At 59.3% G+C, this 18,112-nt stretch carries 14 protein-coding genes and 1 pseudogene; 3 read left to right on the plus strand and 12 right to left on the minus strand.

Going from position 1 to position 18,112, the window contains the following annotated elements; all coding sequences use genetic code 11:
* Positions 1-6: 6 nt before the first annotated feature.
* The 6 genes from K1X80_RS15995 to K1X80_RS16020 all read right to left on the minus strand — a co-directional run bounded on the left by K1X80_RS15995 (position 7) and on the right by K1X80_RS16020 (position 9,170).
* On the minus strand, positions 7-1,053 hold the full coding sequence (locus K1X80_RS15995; protein ID WP_220172285.1) for a DUF2931 family protein: 1,047 nt from the start codon (positions 1,051-1,053) through the stop codon (positions 7-9).
* An 11-nt stretch (positions 1,054-1,064) separates the two neighbouring features.
* On the minus strand, positions 1,065-3,437 hold the full coding sequence (locus K1X80_RS16000) for a DUF3772 domain-containing protein (RefSeq protein WP_370693740.1): 2,373 nt from the start codon (positions 3,435-3,437) through the stop codon (positions 1,065-1,067).
* Positions 3,438-3,584: 147 nt separating this feature from the next.
* A complete protein-coding gene (locus tag K1X80_RS16005; protein ID WP_198817478.1) occupies positions 3,585-5,303 on the minus strand; it encodes a hydrogenase maturation protein in 1,719 nt (572 codons plus the stop codon).
* A 361-nt stretch (positions 5,304-5,664) separates the two neighbouring features.
* Positions 5,665-5,880 (minus strand): heavy-metal-associated domain-containing protein, encoded by a 216-nt coding sequence (locus K1X80_RS16010; RefSeq protein WP_057959277.1) that lies wholly within the window; start codon positions 5,878-5,880, stop codon positions 5,665-5,667.
* 50 nt (positions 5,881-5,930) lie between these two features.
* Positions 5,931-6,431: a Cu(I)-responsive transcriptional regulator gene (cueR, locus tag K1X80_RS16015; protein WP_120734437.1), complete on the minus strand. Its 501-nt coding sequence runs from the start codon at positions 6,429-6,431 to the stop codon at positions 5,931-5,933.
* Between the two features lie 165 nt (positions 6,432-6,596).
* The gene (locus K1X80_RS16020; protein ID WP_057959276.1) at positions 6,597-9,170 is read right to left on the minus strand and encodes a heavy metal translocating P-type ATPase; all 2,574 of its coding nucleotides are present in this window, start codon (positions 9,168-9,170) and stop codon (positions 6,597-6,599) included.
* Between the two features lie 311 nt (positions 9,171-9,481).
* Between K1X80_RS16020 and K1X80_RS16025 the strand changes: the two genes are divergently transcribed.
* Entirely contained in the window at positions 9,482-10,000 is a 519-nt protein-coding gene (locus tag K1X80_RS16025; RefSeq protein ID WP_057959275.1) for a GNAT family N-acetyltransferase, read from the plus strand.
* Positions 10,001-10,076: 76 nt separating this feature from the next.
* Here K1X80_RS16025 and K1X80_RS16030 read toward each other — a convergent pair whose 3' ends face one another.
* Both K1X80_RS16030 and K1X80_RS28225 read right to left on the minus strand, forming a co-directional pair.
* Positions 10,077-11,588: a serine protease gene (locus K1X80_RS16030; protein WP_120733383.1), complete on the minus strand. Its 1,512-nt coding sequence runs from the start codon at positions 11,586-11,588 to the stop codon at positions 10,077-10,079.
* Between the two features lie 342 nt (positions 11,589-11,930).
* A pseudogene (locus K1X80_RS28225) lies at positions 11,931-12,166 on the minus strand (IS3 family transposase); the annotation flags it as partial.
* A gap of 207 nt (positions 12,167-12,373) precedes the next feature.
* Between K1X80_RS28225 and K1X80_RS16035 the strand changes: the two are divergent.
* Positions 12,374-12,934 (plus strand): DUF2975 domain-containing protein, encoded by a 561-nt coding sequence (locus tag K1X80_RS16035; protein WP_057959273.1) that lies wholly within the window; start codon positions 12,374-12,376, stop codon positions 12,932-12,934.
* A gap of 10 nt (positions 12,935-12,944) precedes the next feature.
* A complete protein-coding gene (locus K1X80_RS16040; RefSeq protein ID WP_081044215.1) occupies positions 12,945-13,172 on the plus strand; it encodes a helix-turn-helix transcriptional regulator in 228 nt (75 codons plus the stop codon).
* Between the two features lie 287 nt (positions 13,173-13,459).
* Here K1X80_RS16040 and K1X80_RS16045 read toward each other — a convergent pair whose 3' ends face one another.
* The 4 genes from K1X80_RS16045 to K1X80_RS16060 form a co-directional block, all read right to left on the minus strand.
* The gene (locus K1X80_RS16045) at positions 13,460-14,662 is read right to left on the minus strand and encodes a purine-cytosine permease family protein (protein WP_390897818.1); all 1,203 of its coding nucleotides are present in this window, start codon (positions 14,660-14,662) and stop codon (positions 13,460-13,462) included.
* Between the two features lie 231 nt (positions 14,663-14,893).
* Complete coding sequence (locus tag K1X80_RS16050) at positions 14,894-15,868, minus strand: biotin-dependent carboxyltransferase family protein (protein ID WP_057959271.1); 975 nt, start codon at positions 15,866-15,868, stop codon at positions 14,894-14,896.
* Positions 15,865-16,737, minus strand: coding sequence for an allophanate hydrolase subunit 1 (locus tag K1X80_RS16055; RefSeq protein WP_057440888.1), 873 nt, complete (start codon positions 16,735-16,737; stop codon positions 15,865-15,867). Before K1X80_RS16055 ends, K1X80_RS16050 begins: the two co-directional genes overlap by 4 nt.
* Positions 16,734-18,107 (minus strand): acetyl-CoA carboxylase biotin carboxylase subunit, encoded by a 1,374-nt coding sequence (locus K1X80_RS16060; RefSeq protein ID WP_057959270.1) that lies wholly within the window; start codon positions 18,105-18,107, stop codon positions 16,734-16,736. Before K1X80_RS16060 ends, K1X80_RS16055 begins: the two co-directional genes overlap by 4 nt.
* Positions 18,108-18,112: the final 5 nt, after the last annotated feature.

Genomic DNA, 18,112 nt, shown 5'->3' on the forward strand with positions numbered 1-18,112 from the left:
GGGAGCCTACTCGATTTTACGGGACAGCCTGACTTTGGCTTTGCCGATGGGAAACTCTTGCGCGCCCGCCCTTAATGCCAGGGAAACCCGGGTGTTTTGCGCGTCAACCTTCACCAGCAGGTCTATGTCTTTTTGTTTGCCCAGTTTCTGGAAAATATCGAAGATTTCTTTTTCATCGAATGCGTCAATCCAGACGCCATACCGGCTGTTGCCATTGCGCCAATAGAACCCGCAGAACGTTGGAATGGCCCGTTTTACATAGTGATTGTCGAGTAGGGCCTTTCCGAAAAGATTCTCCTGCTCGCCGTTGTAGGCGCTGAATCCAAAATCTAGCCATTCGCCTTGCTGCAGCACAACCACAGGCCTCCAGCTGTATTTCTCCCGGTAGGTGTCGTAGATGTTTGCCGGGGGATAGCCCTGCGTGGCTATTTTTTGCCGGATATCGGCACTGAAGGTCTTATAGGATGGATCATTGAGCATGCGGTCTGCATAGCCGTCTTTGAACATGTACTGGGCATTGCTGTAGGCGCTCTCCTTGGTAAGGTTTGTGGCCTGCGCCTGAAAGACCCCCACTTCCTTCTGGTTTCCCGCCCCGCTCATCCAGAGCACCACCCTGCCCTGTGGCGCCAACCCCACGATAAACGTGCTGTAGGTGTCTTTTTTATGGGTGTCCTGATCAATAAAGCCCTCATCCAGGAGGCTCTTTATCTTCTGTGGGTCCAAGTTCCATTGGCCGCTATAGAACGTTCTCTCCACCAGCGAGTACCACGTGAATTCCAGTTGATAGGGCACTGCCTTTTTTTCCAGCGCCGTGGTCATGGTTCCGCCAGGACTCCCCCAACCGGTGTTCTGCGTGCCCCAGATCGCATCAAAACCGTAGGTAAAGCCCTCAGCGACCAGGGCGCCACCGTATACCTCCATGGGGTATTCCTGTGGTGCAGAGACAGTTCCCGTCCAGCTATAGGTTTCAGGCATGTCTTTACTCTTGCACGCCGCCATGGAAAAACAGAACACGACCGCAGCGATCACGGTTATCGGGCTTTTCAGTGTCACGCACTGCCACCTCATGATTGCCTCACAGGAACATCACCAGCCACTGCACCGGCCTCTCCCGGAATCAGCACCATGCTCTGGGGCGAAGACAATGTAATCCCCATGTCCTGCAGGCGCGCTAGCAGGATAAACAGCAAGTCGCTGCGGGTGCCGGACACCGAGCGCGGGCTGTTGACGTAGCCGCTGACCCCAATGATCAAGCCATCCCTGGCCAGGTCCTTGAACGTGACCGAAGGTGCGGGAGTGTCGAGAATCGCCTCGTGCTCGGTAAACGACTGCATCAGCAGTTCGCGAACCTTCAGCACATCGGTATCCAGCGGCAAGGTAAGGGTGATGCTCACCACACCGAGCGCGTTGCCCATGGTGACGTTGCGCACGTTTTGCGAGATGAACTGCGAGTTCGGCACAATCACCGTCGAGCGGTCGGACATCTGGATCTCGGTCGCCCTGACGTTGATCCGGCGAATATCGCCCTCCACGCCCCCCAGGCTGACCCAATCGCCGACCTTCACCGGCCGTTCGGTGAGCAGGATCAGCCCGGAGATGAAGTTCTGCACAATCGCCTGCAAACCGAAGCCGATGCCCACCGACAAGGCACTGACCACCCAGGTCAGGCTGGTCAGGTTGATCCGCAGGGTGGACATCACCAGCAGGCTCAACAACACAAAACCGAGGTAACCCACCAGGGTCACCAGGGACGCGCGCATGCCGGCATCCATGTTGGTTTCCGGCAGCAACCGCTCACTCAGCCAGCGCTTCAAGGTGCGCACGGCGAACAAGCCGACGACAAACATCAGCAGCGCAATGAGGATGTCCTGGGGAACGATCTGCAGGTTGCCCAGGGTCTTGCTGGATTCGCCCAGTTGGCTGAAGCCCTGGAGCAACTCACTGGGGCTGGAGCCCGCAGGAAGGAAGGCCGCCATCACGGCGGTGAGCAGCAGCAAGGTACGGCCGACGCCCGCCAGCACCGTGCACGCCTGGGCCTGGTGCCGTGGCGACAGCCCCAGGGCGTTGGCCAGTGCCAGGCCGCTGGGCTGCCTGGGCGAAAGCAGGGTTTCACAGACGTCACCAAAAAAGGCGATCAACAGGTAGGCCGTGGCCGCCACGACGCTGACCCACAACAGTTTGACGGTAAGGAAGTAGGCCAGGGACAGATACCCGGTGAACAACGCGAGGACAATCACCGCCACCCACATCGACGCGACAAAGGGCAACATGCCGACGAGCCCGCCCGGGCGCTGCAACTCGAGTTTTTTGCGCACGTGGCGCACGCGCAGTAGCGCGGCGATGAAGATCAGCGCGGTGGTCAGGGCGGTCAGGCCATTGAGCGCCACGGTCAGCGCCAGGCTGGCGCCCGTGACATTGTTGATCCGCTCCTCGGTCGCCACCAGCATCAGCGCCACCGCCAGAATCGCCGGGAAAGGCCCCAGGGCACTGGCGATTTCATCGGCAATGGCCGGCAGCCGCCAGGACGGGCGTGGCAGCATCAGCAAGGCGCGTCCAAGGCCGGCAATAAACGCACAGAAGGTGGCCAGGGTGACCAGGTGATCGGACAGCCGGCCCAGGTTTTCACTCAGGACCGCATTGCTTTCCAGGCCCCAGCGCATCAGCGAAACGGCCCCCATGATCGTCAGGATCGACGATAAGCCTACCGCCACCGCCAACGTGCTGCGCCGCAGGCGCCCCTCCGGCAGCCAACGGATCATCGCCCAGGTAAGCAGATGCTCGAGCAGGCGCCGGCCGAAACTCCAGATCAGTACCGCCACCAGCAGCGTGCTGAAGAACGCCCAGCGGTGCTCCGGGCTGATGGCACTCTTGAGGGCAACGATGCCTTCGGCCTTGAGGTTGTCCAGGCGCTGCAGGTCTTCAGCGGTGGGGCGGATCAGGGTCGACCAGAATGTGGGACTGAAGGGCGAATCGGTACGGGAGGTGACCTGGGAATTGAACAGATTGCGCCGCAGGTTGACGATCTGCGCGGCGAGTTCGCGGCTCGTCTGGCTCAGTTGCTTCGCGTGCTGCTCATCCTCAAGCAGGCTGTTCTTTTTTCGGGTCAGGGCATCCCGCTGCTCGGTGAGGCTCTGCGCCTCTCCCGGCTGGGCCGCGCCCAATACCTTGAGTTGATCGTCAATGCGCTCCATCTCGGTGGCGCGCACCGTGAGCAATGCCCCGGCCAGTTGTTGCACCTGCAGTGCGCCCTGTCGAAATTCCGCCAGCTTTTCGTCACTGGTACTGATGGGGACACTCTGGCGAATCAGCTCAAGCTGCTGGCCAAGCTGCTTGAGGTTGGCGTCTTCGGGCAACAGCACCAGGCTGTCGACGACCTCTACTGGCGCCGGCGTGGCGGCCGCATCTGCCCATCCCGGCAGGCTGATAGCCATAACCATGGCCAGCAAGGCCTGGCAGATGACGCCCCTGTAAATTCGCCGCATCAATTCACCCTTTTCTGTCTTTTTTCCATTGGCATTATGGACCGCCACGGCAGAAAGGAAATTCCGCCCTGGCGGTAAAAGAGTAGATGCGGCGTTTTCCTCTCAGTCAACCAGTGTGGCCCTGGGCGCCAATGCCCACGGCGCCTGCAAGCGCTGCGGGGTCTGGCAGGTTTTGCGCTTGAACACGAAGTTGCGGCACTTCTCGGCAAACTGCTGGCGGTTTTCCACCATATCCAACCGCATCTGTGCCAGCTCGTTTTCGCGGCAGCGCTCAATCTGCGCAAGGTTCATGTTCGATTTGCGCGCACGATGCAGGGCGTATCTTTCATCGGTCAACGCGTCGCTGGCCTGTTGCAGCAGCCATAAGCCAAATGCACGTGGGCAGCGTGGGCCGATGTCCTGGACCATTCCCCAGTGCCGGGCCTGGAGGGCGCTGATCGGCAGGCATTCTTCGACAAGCTTGTGGGCGACTTCACTGCCGACCGCCCTGGGCAAGCTGTAGGTCCAGTATTCGGAGCCATACAAGCCCATGGTCTTGTAATGCGGATTAAGGACCACCCCCGCCCGGGCGAAGACGATGTCGGCGGCCAGCGCCAGCATCACACCGCCGGCTCCGGCGCTGCCCGTCAGGCCACTGACCACCAGTTGCCGGGCCGTCAGCAGCTCGCGGCAGACATCGTCGATGGCCTGGATATTGGCCCAGGCTTCCAACCCTGGCACTTCGGCCGCCTGAATCACGTTGAGGTGCACACCATTGGAAAAGCTCCCGCGCCCTCCCCTGACCAGCAGCACCTGGGTGTCCCGAGCCTTGGCCCAGCGCAACGCTGCGACCAGCCGCTGGCACTGTTCAGTGCTCATGGCACCGTTGTAGAACTCGAAGGTCAGCTCGCCCACATGACCGGTTTCTCGGTAACGAATCGGCTGATACGCCATCTCGTCGAAGCCTTGGTTGGCGAGCGAGCCGTCCAGCACCGGCACATCAGCCAGTTGCCCGGCTAACACATGGCGGGCCGGTAACTTGAAGGTTTCCTCGCCGGGCAAGGCCTTGCGCTTGAGCGAGCCGAGCCACAGGCTGTGATCGCCGGCCGCAACCAATACCGCGTCGTCCTGTACCGCAAGGATCTCGCCCGGCGTGCCGCGGCGCGCATCCAGGTGCGCGTCATACAGGTAATACTGCCCGCCGGCGAGGCTGGCCAACACCCCGGGCTGGCCGTCAGCGGCGTCGATACTGCGCTTGATAAACCGTGCGCAATCGTACCAACTGAAGGTGCGGTCAGCCTGCTTCATATTCGGCTGCAAACGCCCAGCGACGTCGGGCTGCGTGTAATCGAGGGGCGTGGGCACGAACCCCCTGGCGAATTTCTCCACCACATCGCGGATGCAAGAGATCGCCGCGTCACTCACCAGGCCGTTGTACAACTCGGATTTGCGCACGTCGGCGGGCATGTCGAACTCGCAGGTCGACCAGATCGGACCGGCGTCCATTTCCTCCACCGCCTGCAAGGCCGTGACGCCCCAGCGCCTGACTTGCTGGGTGATTGCCCAGTCCAGCGCGCTGGCGCCACGGTCGCCGACAATGCCCGGATGAATGATCACCACCGGGCGCTCAGGATTGCTCCAGAGTTGTTGCGGTACGCGGTCCTTGAGAAACGGACAAATCACCAGGTCCGCCGCCGATGCCTCGATCTGCCGACATACCGAGGCTTCATCGGTGAACAGCACCACACTGGGCGCGTGCCCCAACTGGCGTAAGTCCAGCCAGGCCCGCTGGGTCAACCCGTTGAACGCCGATGACAACAACATGATCTTCAATGACTGCATGACTGACTCTTCCTTGAGAATGCATGGCCGCAGGCTCCTTGAGCCATCCTTGGCCTTATATGGAGGTGCCAGAGTAGAGGGAGTATCGGGGGAGGCAGATGATCGAGGTCAATCTTGTGTCAGCACATCGGCTTGATTTGAGTGGCGTGCATGTTAGCCAATGCACCCAGCTTGACCCGCTCAGCAGCTACCCGCCTGATCTTGCTGATGTACTGGTTGCTTGGGCTGCAGGCGTAGCCTCCTGACACCTTGTGACGGCTTTCTAAACGTGGGAAATACAAAAGCCGGGAGACAATCTCCCGGCTTTTTATTGATAAAAATCTGATCTCGCGCCAGCCCTGCGGGGCTACGCCGGCAACGATCAGCTGGATATCGCTTGCGGCAGATGCTCACCCGGATACCCGGCGTCACTCAGCACCGTGAGCAGCGTGTGCGCATCCAGAGTGCTGTCAATCACGACCACACGTGTGGGCGGATCAGTTTTGATCTGGGCCTGCGGGTCTACGCCCAGCAGTACCCGGGTAACGGACCTGGCGCAGCCGCCACAGGTCATGTTTGGTATGAAAAAACGCAGCATGTGGAACTCCTGAAGTTGCTCTGAAGAGTGAATGTGAGCCTTGCCAGCGCTTACAAATGCATCTGCATCGCGGCGCGATGCTGGGATGAGGCCGCCGTATCCCCCCCAAACCGGGGGGGATTCTGAGGAGCCCTGGGGCGCAGTTCCATCGCCACGGCGGCTGTGCGCTGCGCCAAACCGGCAATGATCGGGCAATCCGGACGATCGTTGCCATGGCATTGCTCGGCCAACTGCTCTAGGGTTTGCGCCATGGCCTGCAGGTCAGCAATCTTTGCCTTCAACCCGGCCACATGGGACAGGGCCATGGCCTTGACGTCGATACAGCCGCGATCAGGGTCGCCCCACAAAACCAGCAACTCGGAGATCTGCCTGACCGAAAAGCCAAGGTCACGCGCGCGGCGAATGAAACGCAGGTTTTGCACATCCTGTGTACCGTAGTTTCGATAGCCGGCATCAGACCGGCTGACCTTGGGTACCAAACCAATCTGTTCGTAGTAGCGAATCGACTTAGCCGAAACGCCGGAGAACTTGGCTGCTTGACCGATATTCATCATTCTCTCCTCCTGAGGGAACCTATCAACTACTCACCGCAAATTCGGGAACTCACCTGCACACGGCGCATGAGTACGCTTGGCCGTGTCCTTAAACAATCACGCTCGGATGAGGTTCACTGGCCATTACAGCCTCCTCAATCGTGTTCAAACCCAAGCCTGATATCAGTGCTCATTCGCTAGGCGTGGCTTGGCCAATGCCGCCCCACCCACTGGCGCCTCGGCGCTGCTCTCTACTGTCATCGGTGCTCGGAAGCGCTTGAGCCGCAGTGCGTTGCCAAGCACGAAGATACTGGAGAGCGCCATCGCCGCCGCGGCGAAGATCGGCGACAGCAGCGTGCCGTTCAGCGGGTACAGAACGCCCGCCGCAACCGGTATCAACAACGCGTTGTAGGCGAAGGCCCAGAACAGGTTCTGCTTGATGTTGCGGATCGTCGCCTGGCTGAGGGCGATGGCGTTCGGCACGCCGCGCAAGTCGCCCGACATCAGCACCACGTCAGCGGCTTCGATGGCCACATCGGTGCCGGTGCCGATGGCAAGCCCGACGTCTGCTTCGGCGAGTGCCGGTGCGTCGTTGATCCCGTCACCCACAAAGGCAACTCGCGCCCCCTTGCTGCGAAACTTTTTCAGCGCCGCGACCTTACCGTCGGGCAGCACCTCGGCCGCCACCTCATCGATGCCCAGTTGCCTGGCGATTGCCGCTGCCGTGGCCGCATTGTCACCGGTGATCATCGCCACCCTGAGCCCCAGCGCATGCAGGGCCCTGATCGCTTCGGGCGTGGTCTCCTTGATCGGATCGGCAACCGCGATCACCGCCGCCAGGCGGCCATCAATCGCCGCATAGAGCGGGCTTTTGCCTTGCTCGCCGAGACGCTGGGCAGTCGACTGGAAGCCCGTCACATCAAGGCCCAGTTGCGTCATGAACCGGTCAGCCCCCACAGAGACCGTGCGCGCGGCGACCTTCGCCGTCACGCCAAAGCCCGGTACGGCGTCGAAGGCCTCAATCGGTGCAAGCGTGATGCCCTTGCTCTTTGCCGCGCTGACAATCGCTTCGGCAATCGGATGTTCGGAGCGTGTCTCCACCGCCGCGACAAGTGCCAATACTTCGTCGTAGTCAAAGCCCTCGGCGGGAACCAGGTCGGTCAACTCAGGCCGGCCCTTGGTCAGCGTGCCAGTCTTGTCGAGGGCGATAATCGACACATCGCGTAGCGCCTGCAATGCCTCGCCCTTGCGGAAAAGCACCCCGAGCTCGGCTGCGCGGCCCGTGCCGACCATGATCGAGGTCGGCGTGGCCAGCCCCATGGCACAGGGGCAGGCAATAATAAGCACCGCTACCGCGTTGACCAACGCGAACGTCAGCGCCGGCGTCGGGCCAAAAATCAGCCAGACCAGGAAGGTCACCGTGGCCGCCGCCATCACCGCCGGGACAAACCACATCGTGACCTTGTCCACCAGTGCCTGGATCGGCAGCTTGGAGCCCTGCGCCTCTTCCACCAGGCGAATAATCTGCGCGAGGACGGTGTTGGCCCCCACTTTGGTCACCCGGAAACTGAACGCACCGGTCTTGTTGATCGTGCCGCCAACGACTTCGGCGCCTACGCTTTTGGACACAGGTACCGGTTCGCCGCTGATCATGCTCTCGTCAACGTACGAGGTGCCTTCAATCACCTCGCCGTCGACCGGGACCTTCTCCCCCGGACGGACGAAGACAATGTCGCCGGCCGTCACCTGATCAAGGGCAACTTCCAATATTTCGCCATTGCGCTCCACGCGCGCGGTCTTCGCCTGAAGACCGACCAGCCGCTTGATCGCCTGTGAGGTTCGCCCCTTGGCGCGCGCCTCCAACGTGCGGCCCAGCAGGATCAGGGTCACAATCACCGCTGCGGCTTCGAAATAGACGTTGGCGGTGCCCTGCGGCAGAACCTCGGGAATAAACGTCGCGACCAGCGAATAACCGTAAGCCGCCGCGGTGCCCACAGAGACTAGCGAGTTCATGTCTGGCGCCCCTCGCAGCAACGCCGGTACGCCTTTGCGGAAAAACCGCAGCCCTGGGCCGAACAACACGAGGGTGGCCAGCGCGAACTGTACATACCAGTTCGTCTGCTGCCCCATGACCCCCATCACCCAATGGTGCATGGCAGGGATAAGGTGCGAACCCATCTCAAGGATGAAGACCGGCAAAGTGAGGAGCGCTGCAATCAACATGGAGCGCTGCAACTCCCGAGCTTCGCTGTCGCGCCGCGCGGCATCCTGGTCGCCCTCGCTCGGCGACTCGGCGGACAAGCGGCGGGCCTTGTAGCCGGCCTGCTCCACTGCTGCTTCAAGGTCTGCCGTGGAGACTGCGCCGCCCAAGTGGCGCACCCGGGCACGCTCGGTGGCCAGGTTAACCGTGGCTTCGAGCACGCCGGGGATTTTAGCCAGGGCCTTTTCGACCCGGCCCACACATGACGCACAGGTCATGCCTTCTATCGCAAGATGAGTCGTCTCTTCACGCACGCTGTAGCCTGCGCTCTCGATGGCACGCACCGCCGCCTGGGGATCGGGCGCCCCGGTGAAGGTGATGCTGGCATGCTCGGTGGCAAGATTGACGGCGGCCGTGTGCACGCCAGGCACCGCTTTCAGCGCGCGCTCGACCCGACCGACGCAGGATGCGCACGTCATGCCCTCGACCGGCAGACTCAGGCGCACCTCCCGCGAACTGGATGGGTTGGACCCCTGCTGATGGGAAACCGTAGCCATTGCAATACCCCTTGAATGTTACTGATGAAGCAAGCCTGAAGCTTCCCATGATGGAAAGGTCAAGGCTTTTGCATCATCTGTTTCGCCAGGTTGGCGTTTGGTGTGACAGCTGGACTGCGGATGACGTTACCGCACGCGGAGCGTAAGAGCCTGCGCGCGGACCTTGAGCGATACCGGCAACCGCTCTAGACCGGCCTCTGATGAGTTCGACGGCCATCAAAACCACTGAGCCTGAGGCTCTGAGTGCATGATATCTTCACCCCTCCAACGCTGGTTTTTCCAGTTCAGTCTCACCTCACCAAGGGCGACCCATGCCGGCGATTATTCGCGTTGCTGTACCGGAAGATGCACAACGCCTGCCTGCCATCGAAATTTCCGCAGCTCAAGCCTTCCGCATGATTGATGGGTTGAGTTGGCTGGCTGAATCCCCCCCGATGTCCGTTGAGCAACATCGCCAACGTATCGCGCTCTCGACCTGCTGGGTCGCCCTGGACGCCGAAAACCGGCCACAAGGCTTTCTCAGCGCTGCGCGCCACGGCAATGATTTACACATCTATGAGTTATCCGTGATGCACGCGGTGCAGGGACAAGGTTGGGGGCGGCGTCTGGTTGAGGCCGCAAAGAACTATGCCCGCGCCAACAGACTGAGTTTCGTAACGCTCACGACATTCACGAGCGTGCCATGGAACGCCCCCTTTTATGCCCGCCTGGGATTCCAGATCAAAGCCACCGCAGACCTGGATCAGAGGCTAGCGGCCGTAGTGAGCGATGAGTACCAGCACGGATTCGCGCCGGGCAGTCGGTGTGCCATGGCATGGCCAGTGGCTTAAGGCGTTTACGCGGTAAACGTCCCACTGACACTCCTTGTGAACAAGCGGGGACGTTTTTATCGTCACCGATGAGCTCTTAGCGTAGTGACGGTGATGGCTTCACCGTTTGCTGGGGAGGGAGATACCTTGATATTTCGATTACATCCGTACGGACGGCGGACGGCTGACCAGCAAGGTTGCGGGCATAGCTGCACAATGTGATGGGGAGCTGTGACACCTGGTAAGGGTTGCTGCCGTTGGCCAATGCATAGCGGACGTCGTCGATGTCTTGGCACAAAGCCCGTTCTGAAGCATCCACGTAGAAGTAGTGATGGGTGAAGTCTGTGGTTTGGTCGTCCCAGTTGACGTTGTAGCTCAGGCTGATCTGCGGTGTCGGCGTTGGGGCGGTCAAAAATACGGAGTGTGTGAAAACATTGTGGAGCAAGGCTGGCGTCAGGGGCTCGCTGCGGTTTTGTATCCCAATGATGCACAACACATGGGCCCCCAGCGCCGGCCCGATCGCCTGGTTGATGTAACCATCCGTTGACGCTACGGCGTTGTGATAGTCGCTGGGAGATCGACACTCCCTGACCTCGCGCACGGCCTTGAATCGATAGTAGGGATCGTTGACCGAGAATCTGATGTTCCACGTGGGCCAAATACTGAGCCCGTTCACACCCTGCTGCAAATGCACGTAGGGGTTGAGTTTCCAAGGCTCTTCAAGGACGAGTTCGACGGATTTCAGTTGGCAGTCCCGCGTGTTATTCAAGAACTGGCCATCGACAAAACAATGATGAAGGTCGTTCGCTGGATAGCTATAGTTAAACTTGGCCGCTTCACACGCGGAGGTATTCAGACAGTTGCTGAGGATGTCCTTTTTGATGACAGCAGCGACCTTGCTGACAATGCCAGTAATTTCGTTGGTACCCCGATCGAGCATCGGGCTCCCGGAGCTTCCGTACTGAAGGTCTTGGCAACGGTTTTTCATGGCGCCAGGAAATACACCGGGATGCTCGACAAAGCTATTTGTTGCCGTTTCCTTGCACGCACTCATGCGTAAGCCTTTTTGGCGAAACCCGGTCGGGGATCCGACATTGATGACCTCCCGCTCTCCAGTGTGCTGATGAGCCGCGAGCTTGAGTGGCATGACCCCCTCTGCAATGAGGGCAGCCAATGGCGCATCAAGCTCCAGAACCGCCAGATCAGTGCCGACCATACTGCTCCAATGCGCTGTTTTGATGCGAAATTTCCGGTGTTGCGCGGGAGTATCGTGGAAATAGTTGAAGGTGATGCTCGCCTCTACGGTTTGGTTGATAGAAGCCGTGCCGTAGCTGAAGTAAACACAATGCCCACTCGTCAATACATAGGCGGGGCCAACGGTTTTATTCTGCCGGTCGCGAGTATCCAGCAGAACCGCATTGCAGCTTTGCCCGATTGCATTTTTCATAAGTCCAATGCCGGACCACAGCCCATAGCGCAGGTCGTGGTTCTGCAACGCCACAGACGGGTCCTGTTCGGTCAGTCCTTCAGCCAGATCCCTGCCGTGGGTTTGTCCGGCAATACAAGAAACCAAAAGAAATAGAAAGGGGATAAAACAACGGGTCAGCATGATAGAGCCTCGAAGTGTTGCAACAGTGATTTGCGCTGAATTTACTCGGCACTTATCACTGATGTGACATATCGGGTTGCTACAGTGAACGACCGAGGAAGTACTCATGCACGTGCCAACAACGCCCGCGTGAAGCCGTCACCACCAGAGACCGGCCGTCAATGTTGCAAGGGTGTAATCTTGGCCTACCGGACGGCTGCATCTGAAAGCGCCCTGCTTCCAGCCTTCTGAAGGTTGGACTCAGGGCGAGATGTTCAGCAAATGACTCGCCGGGCTCACCACCAGAAACTGGCTTGAGACCTGTCTTTGAGCTACCCGCGGCACAGTAGACATTCCTCAGCCTCAAACTGAGGCACTTTCGAAGGCATCAGGACTGACGCCGCCCAGGTGACGGTGACGACGCGTTCGGTTGTAAAACGCTTAAATCTAATCGAGCACATCGACCTGGGCCATATCCCGAGCTCTGTAGATTCTCTTGCAAATGCGTTCTTTCTGCAGGCTTCTAAAAAATCCTCCGTCGCTGCATTGCCCTGGTATTTTCCTCGACTGCTCACACTCGGCCACCGTTCGTTGACCTGTTTCTCGACTTTGTCAGAAAGCACGGCGTTGACCCGTTTGTAGACACGGTGGGTCATTGGGCGCTCAGACCCTATCCCTCCACTACAACCAGGCAGGTGCCAGGGGCGGTAACACACCACAAAAGGCTCTATTTCAATAAATAATTATTGTAATACAGTAATTTCTTGTGCAAAAATCGAGCTCCACCCATCAAAAAGGCTTAAAAAATGCCCATTAACCGCCTTGCTTCCTTTAGCCAGCGTATGGCTGCTCTAACACTGACGCTCATAGCCTGCATGCTCATCCTCAATGCCGCACTGTGGGTATTTCCGACATTGGGGTCAAACGATGGATTAGGGCTTGGATTTTCCCTGAGCGGAGTGATGTTGACCCAACTCGCGGTAAAAATCGAAGTGCTCGCCTGGTGGCAAATACTCGGCGCGATCGTCATCTCCAGCGTGCCTTTGATCGCCTTGGCCAGCGGCCTGAATCACCTCCGCCGCCTGTTCCAGGGGTATGCCCGGAGCGAGTATTTCTCCAATAATGCTGCCGTTCACTTAGGGAAAGTTGGAAGGGGGGTCATTCTTTGGGTGGTTTCAAGTTTCTTATGCACACCAATATTGAGTATTCTGGTCACCTTACATGCTCCACCCGGTCAACGCTTACTTACCATCAGCTTTACACCAGCGGACTTTATCGCTCTCTTTCTCGCCGGATGTATCGCAGTGATCGCGCGAATTTTGGCACAAGCGAGTGAAGTAAGTTCCGAAAATCAAACCTTTGTGTAAGGCCAGCATAATGACGATCATTATTGAGTTAGATGTAATGCTAGCAAAACGCAAAGTTAAATCAAAAGACCTTGCCGCCGCAATTGGTATCACCGAACAAAATCTATCCCTATTAAAGCAAGGCAAGGTCAAAGGAGTACGTCTAGCTACACTTGAGGCGATCTGTGCCCATTTAAGTTGTCAGCCTGGAGATCTCCTAGTGTACCAACCGGAGCCACATGTTTCTGTTGTCGTCTAGCAAATGCCCACCACGGGAGATCAACTGCGAGTTAGAGTCTGGTACGCGCTCAAAACACGCCAACTTCCAGCATTCACTTTCTGAATAGTTGTGATTTGGAGTTTGCAGACTATTTTGGATACGACCGGCTCAAAACAGCTACTGTTTATTGTTGGAAACAGCAGCCCAGGCCGCGTCGAGTGCTGCTGCATGGGAAAGGGTCAAGGAAAACCCAAGTGGAATGAAGTCGGATCAGCCTACCGGCGCCCGCCCTGCTCCGTGGGTGCCGGTGAGTCCGACGTAAAATCCTATTCTGCGTACCTCCACCGTGAATGGCTTAGGCGGGACAAGCCTGCCTGCAATGCAAACGCAACGATCACGGTAGAGGGGGCGGAAAAGCGGCTCAGCTCACCGCCTGCAAACATCAACGCCAGTCCCAGTGCTGTAGCCCCAAACCATGCGGTCAAACCCACCGGATTGAAGGCTGCCACCCGCTCAAGCGCCTTCACATCACTGTGCTCGCAGAGGATCTTGGCCAACGCCACGCCGACCCAGGCCACCACGAAAATCCCCTGATACGCCAACGCTTTGAGGAGGTAGGCAAACACATCCGCCAGCATCAACCCATAGACGATCACACCGACCACTATTGCCCACATCAGGTATGAACCGCGCGCGCCAAAACGCCCGAAGAACGCCTGCATATTCAGCGTCGCCAAGTAGTAATTGGCGGTGTTGATCCGGGTTTGCGTAGCCCAGACGAACAGCAACCCCCACAGGCCCATCAACTGCAGAATCGCCATCACTACTGACACTTCGCTCAGCGCACCTTCATGGGGAATGCTACTCACCAGATAGATCCCCGCCGCGCCGTTGAGCAGAAACGTCACCGCGTAGAATGGCATGCCAAAGTTCCAGCGACCGTGGTATTCGGCGTCTTCAGGCTTGCCAAAACGTGCGTAGTCAAAGGTGAACAGCATCAGCACCCAGACGCCCATGTAAGCGACAAAGCAATCCCACCAGCCGAATGCACTCGGCGTTGCCGGGCCGAAATCCAGCCATTGAGGCTGGTAGCCATACCGGCTGATCGATAGCCCCACCGCCACCAGCAAACCTGCGAGGTACACCGGGAGCAACACGCCGTTGAGCTTGTCCAGCCAGTGCTGCACGCTACCCAGTATCAGCGGCACGCTGTAGAGCACCACTACCAGTGCGGCAAGCGGATAGGCCAATTGCGGATAGAGGTGGTTGAGCGCCACGGCGATCACCGAACCTTCAAACACTGCGTAATAGATCGCGGTCGAGAAGAAAATCAGCGTCGCCAGACACGCCCCAGTGCTGCCGAACAGTAGTCGTGAAAACAACGCCACCGACAGACCGCTGCGAATCGCAAAGCGGCTGAGCACGCTGTTGATCAGTCCATAGCTGATCACCGACAGGACCATGCCGATCAGCGCATTGCGCGTACCGAACGACAACGCCAATGACGCACCCACGACGATGTAAAACATCGCACTGCACACCGCCCACCAAGCCATAGTCAGGGATAATCGCCCCATGCGTGCTTCGGTCGGGACGGGCTGATGGGCCGGGTCTTGCCCGGTTTGATTCGATTGCGATACAGCAGCCATATGCGTGAACTCCAAAACCAGTCAAAGGTTGAAGCGCGGGCAGCCGTCACCGCACCGAAGTACGGCGTTGGCATACCGTTTGGCATGGCCCGCGCTATGCGGCGGGCAGGATCAGGAAGGGAACAGCTTGTTCAGGCAGCTGAGTTTTTTCTTATAGGATCGTCGTGCCTCCAGCGCCTCTTCGAGGGTCACCGCAACAAAGCGGGCTTTCTGGTTGGGTTGCATCTGGCCGATCAAATCGAGGTCGGCGCTAATCACTGTGCCAATCATCGCGTAGCCGCCACCGGACACCGCATCACGGTGCAACACAATGGGTTCAAGCCCGGCGGGCACCTGGATCGAGCCGATCGGGTAGCAACTGTCGACGATGTTCGACGGATCGGAACCGGCGCCGAATGGCTGCTCGCGGGGCTGAAAGCTCAGCGCGCTGCCACCCTTGAAGCGATAGCCGATGCGGTCCGCTTCCGAACCGACCGTCCACGGTTCGGCGAAAAAGCTCTGCGCCGCCGATTCGGTCAAACGGTGGTAGTACAAACCGGGCACTACCCGCAGGGTGATTTCGCCCCCCAATGCTTGCCGTAACGCCATGGGCAAACTGGCCCCGGCGAGCCCCTTGCCACTGGCGATACCGACCGGCAATTCGTCCCCCGCATTCAGCCGTCGCCCTTGAAAACCGCCGAGCGCACCGAGCGCGTAGGTGGATCGACTGCCGAGCACCACCGGCACATCAATGCCGCCGGCCACCGCCACATAAGTGCGGGCACCGGCCTTGGGAAAGTCAAAGCGCAGCACTTGCCCGGCCTTCACCGTGAACGCGGTGTCGTGGTGCATTTCCACGCCATCGACCCGTGGCGTCATGTGCGCGCCACTGACCGCCACCAGTGCATCCTGCTGAAACTCCAACTCAGGGCCCAGCAAGGTGCACTCCAGGGCCGCCGCTCCTGCGGGGTTGCCGACCAATTGATTGGCCACGCTCAAGGCGTATTGATCAAGCGCGCCGGACGGCGGAATGCCCAAGTGGTAATACCCTTCGCGGCCCAGGTCCTGCACAGAAGTGGCGAGGCCGGGTTTGAGGACCTTGATCATGCCAATACCTCCTGCAGCGACTTGGGATAGCCGACAGGATCGGCAAGGAACGCGTCCAGCGAAAACTCGACTGGTCGAATCCGCAGCTCGAAGCAACCGGCTTCCACTTCGGCGACCGCGTGGTCGTAGGCTTCGCGGTCCATCGGTTTGAACTGCACAATGTCGCCTGGACGGAAAAACACCATGTGTTCTTTCAGGTACGCAAGGTTCTGTTGCGGGTCGTAGATCGGCGCGGGCGTAACGCCAAACATCTGATAGCCGCCGGCGCCGCGCACTGAGTAAATGCATCCAAAGCAACCGCCGTGGCCAAGGGTCAATTTTGGCGTGTCGGTGCGTGGGCGCAGGTATTTAGGCACTTGCAACTGGCGCTCACGCTCAACCATCTGGAACATGAACGGCAACCCGGCAACGAAGCCCACCATCGAGACAAACCACGGTGCGCCACTGTGGGCCGCGATGAATGCATCGACGTCGGCCAGGCCGTTGATGCGTGCGGCGTATTCCAGGTCGGTGGCGCTCGGGTCTTGATGGCGGTCGCGAAAACGCATCAGGGTTTCGTGGGTCCAGGGATCGTTGTAGAGCACGGGGATCTCGATGATCCGCGTCTGCAACGTGCGCTCCGCGACGGCCCCGGTCTCGGCGATTTGTACCGCTTCGAGCAAGGTGTGAGGGGCGATGCGATCCGGGTCGAAACGAATCTGGAATGATGCGTTAGCCAGGCAGATATCGAGCACACCATCCAGAGCCAACCGTTCCACGGCGCGGGTGATGGCCAGTCCTTTGAAGAAGGCGTCCAAGGACATGCTGTCACTGACTTCGGCAAACAAATGTTCATCAGCGCCAAAGCTGTAGCGGACGGGAGTACTCATGATTCGCCTCCATTGCCGCGCTCGGCCAACCAGGTTTCCAGCGTGCCCGTGTGAAAGTCGGCGTTGTGCAACCAGGGTTGTTCCAGCAATTCGCCGTGCAACGCCAAGGTGTTGGCCATGCCGGTAAGCGTGGTGTTTGCCACCGCGACTCGCGCTCGGCCTAGGGCTTCAGCGCGATCCGCGCCGTGAACAATCAGTTTGGCCAGCAGCGAGTCGTAGTACGGCGGCACGCGATAGCCTGGATACAGATGCGTATCGACGCGAATGCCCTCGCCGTTCGGCCAGATCAGCTCCTCGACCAGGCCTGGACTCGGGAAGAAATCCCGCGCCGGGTCTTCGGCGTTCAGGCGCATTTGCAAGGCCGCGCCGTTGAGTCGGATGTCGCTCTGCTTGAAGCCGAGCGGCTCGCCGCCTGCGATGCGTAACATGGCCTGGACCAAATCGATGCCGGTGATCAGTTCACTGACCGGGTGCTCCACTTGAATCCGCGTGTTCATCTCGATAAAGAAGAACTCCCCAGTGGCGTCGTCATACAGGTACTCCAGAGTACCGGCGCCCTTGTAGCCCAAAGATTCGGTCAGACGCACGGCGCTTTCGCAGAGGGTCTCTCGTTGCTGCTGGCTGAGGGCTGGCGACGGCGCCTCCTCAAAGATTTTCTGCCGGCGCCGTTGCAACGAGCATTCGCGCTCGAACAAATGCACGGCGTGATGACCGTCGCCCAGTACCTGCACTTCAATATGCCGGGCCCTACTGATAAACCGCTCCAGGTACACCGCTCCATTGCCAAACGCCGCTTGGGCTTCGCGCTGGGAACGGGGGAACTCTTCACTCAATTGCTCGGCATTTTCCGCCAGCCGAATACCGCGCCCGCCGCCACCGGCCGAAGCTTTGATCAGCAGCGGGAAACCAACGGATTCGGCAGCCTTGAGCGCCGATTCAACGTCGAACAGTTCACCCGGCGAACCCGGCACCACCGGTACGCCAGCGGCTTGCGCCGTGCGCCGAGCCTCAGCTTTATCGCCCATGCGCCGGATCGTCTCCGCGCTCGGGCCGACGAAAATGGCACCGGCAGACACGACTGCTTCAGCGAAATCGGCGTTCTCTGACAGAAAGCCATAACCGGGATGCACTGCGTTGGCGCCCGTGGATGTCAAGGCACCGAGCAAGGCTTCTACGTTCAGGTAACTTTTGTCAGCACGGGCCGGGCCGAGAATGTGCACTTCATCGGCCATGCGCGCCGCCAGGGAGTCGACGTCCGCCTCGCTGCACGCCGCCACGGTGGGAATCCCGAGCGCCTTGGCGGCACGAATAATCCGCACCGCGATCTCGCCACGGTTGGCGATCAGTAATTTATGAATACCTTGGGTCATGATCG

Origin of the sequence: Pseudomonas sp. So3.2b, from assembly GCF_019464415.1 — a bacterium.
Lineage (GTDB): Bacteria > Pseudomonadota > Gammaproteobacteria > Pseudomonadales > Pseudomonadaceae > Aquipseudomonas > Aquipseudomonas shahriarae.

What these genes read in the sequence shown, in the direction of transcription:
- K1X80_RS16000 (WP_370693740.1), bottom strand. Translation starts at nt 3,437, where the DNA reads ATGGTTATGGCTATCAGCCTGCCGGGATGGGCAGATGCGGCCGCCACG.
- K1X80_RS16005 (WP_198817478.1), bottom strand. Translation starts at nt 5,303, where the DNA reads ATGCAGTCATTGAAGATCATGTTGTTGTCATCGGCGTTCAACGGGTTG.
- K1X80_RS16010 (WP_057959277.1), bottom strand. Translation starts at nt 5,880, where the DNA reads ATGCTGCGTTTTTTCATACCAAACATGACCTGTGGCGGCTGCGCCAGG.
- cueR (WP_120734437.1), bottom strand. Translation starts at nt 6,431, where the DNA reads ATGAATATCGGTCAAGCAGCCAAGTTCTCCGGCGTTTCGGCTAAGTCG.
- K1X80_RS16020 (WP_057959276.1), bottom strand. Translation starts at nt 9,170, where the DNA reads ATGGCTACGGTTTCCCATCAGCAGGGGTCCAACCCATCCAGTTCGCGG.
- K1X80_RS16025 (WP_057959275.1), top strand. Translation starts at nt 9,482, where the DNA reads ATGCCGGCGATTATTCGCGTTGCTGTACCGGAAGATGCACAACGCCTG.
- K1X80_RS16030 (WP_120733383.1), bottom strand. Translation starts at nt 11,588, where the DNA reads ATGCTGACCCGTTGTTTTATCCCCTTTCTATTTCTTTTGGTTTCTTGT.
- K1X80_RS16035 (WP_057959273.1), top strand. Translation starts at nt 12,374, where the DNA reads ATGCCCATTAACCGCCTTGCTTCCTTTAGCCAGCGTATGGCTGCTCTA.
- K1X80_RS16040 (WP_081044215.1), top strand. Translation starts at nt 12,945, where the DNA reads ATGACGATCATTATTGAGTTAGATGTAATGCTAGCAAAACGCAAAGTT.
- K1X80_RS16045 (WP_390897818.1), bottom strand. Translation starts at nt 14,662, where the DNA reads ATGTTTTACATCGTCGTGGGTGCGTCATTGGCGTTGTCGTTCGGTACG.
- K1X80_RS16050 (WP_057959271.1), bottom strand. Translation starts at nt 15,868, where the DNA reads ATGATCAAGGTCCTCAAACCCGGCCTCGCCACTTCTGTGCAGGACCTG.
- K1X80_RS16055 (WP_057440888.1), bottom strand. Translation starts at nt 16,737, where the DNA reads ATGAGTACTCCCGTCCGCTACAGCTTTGGCGCTGATGAACATTTGTTT.
- K1X80_RS16060 (WP_057959270.1), bottom strand. Translation starts at nt 18,107, where the DNA reads ATGACCCAAGGTATTCATAAATTACTGATCGCCAACCGTGGCGAGATC.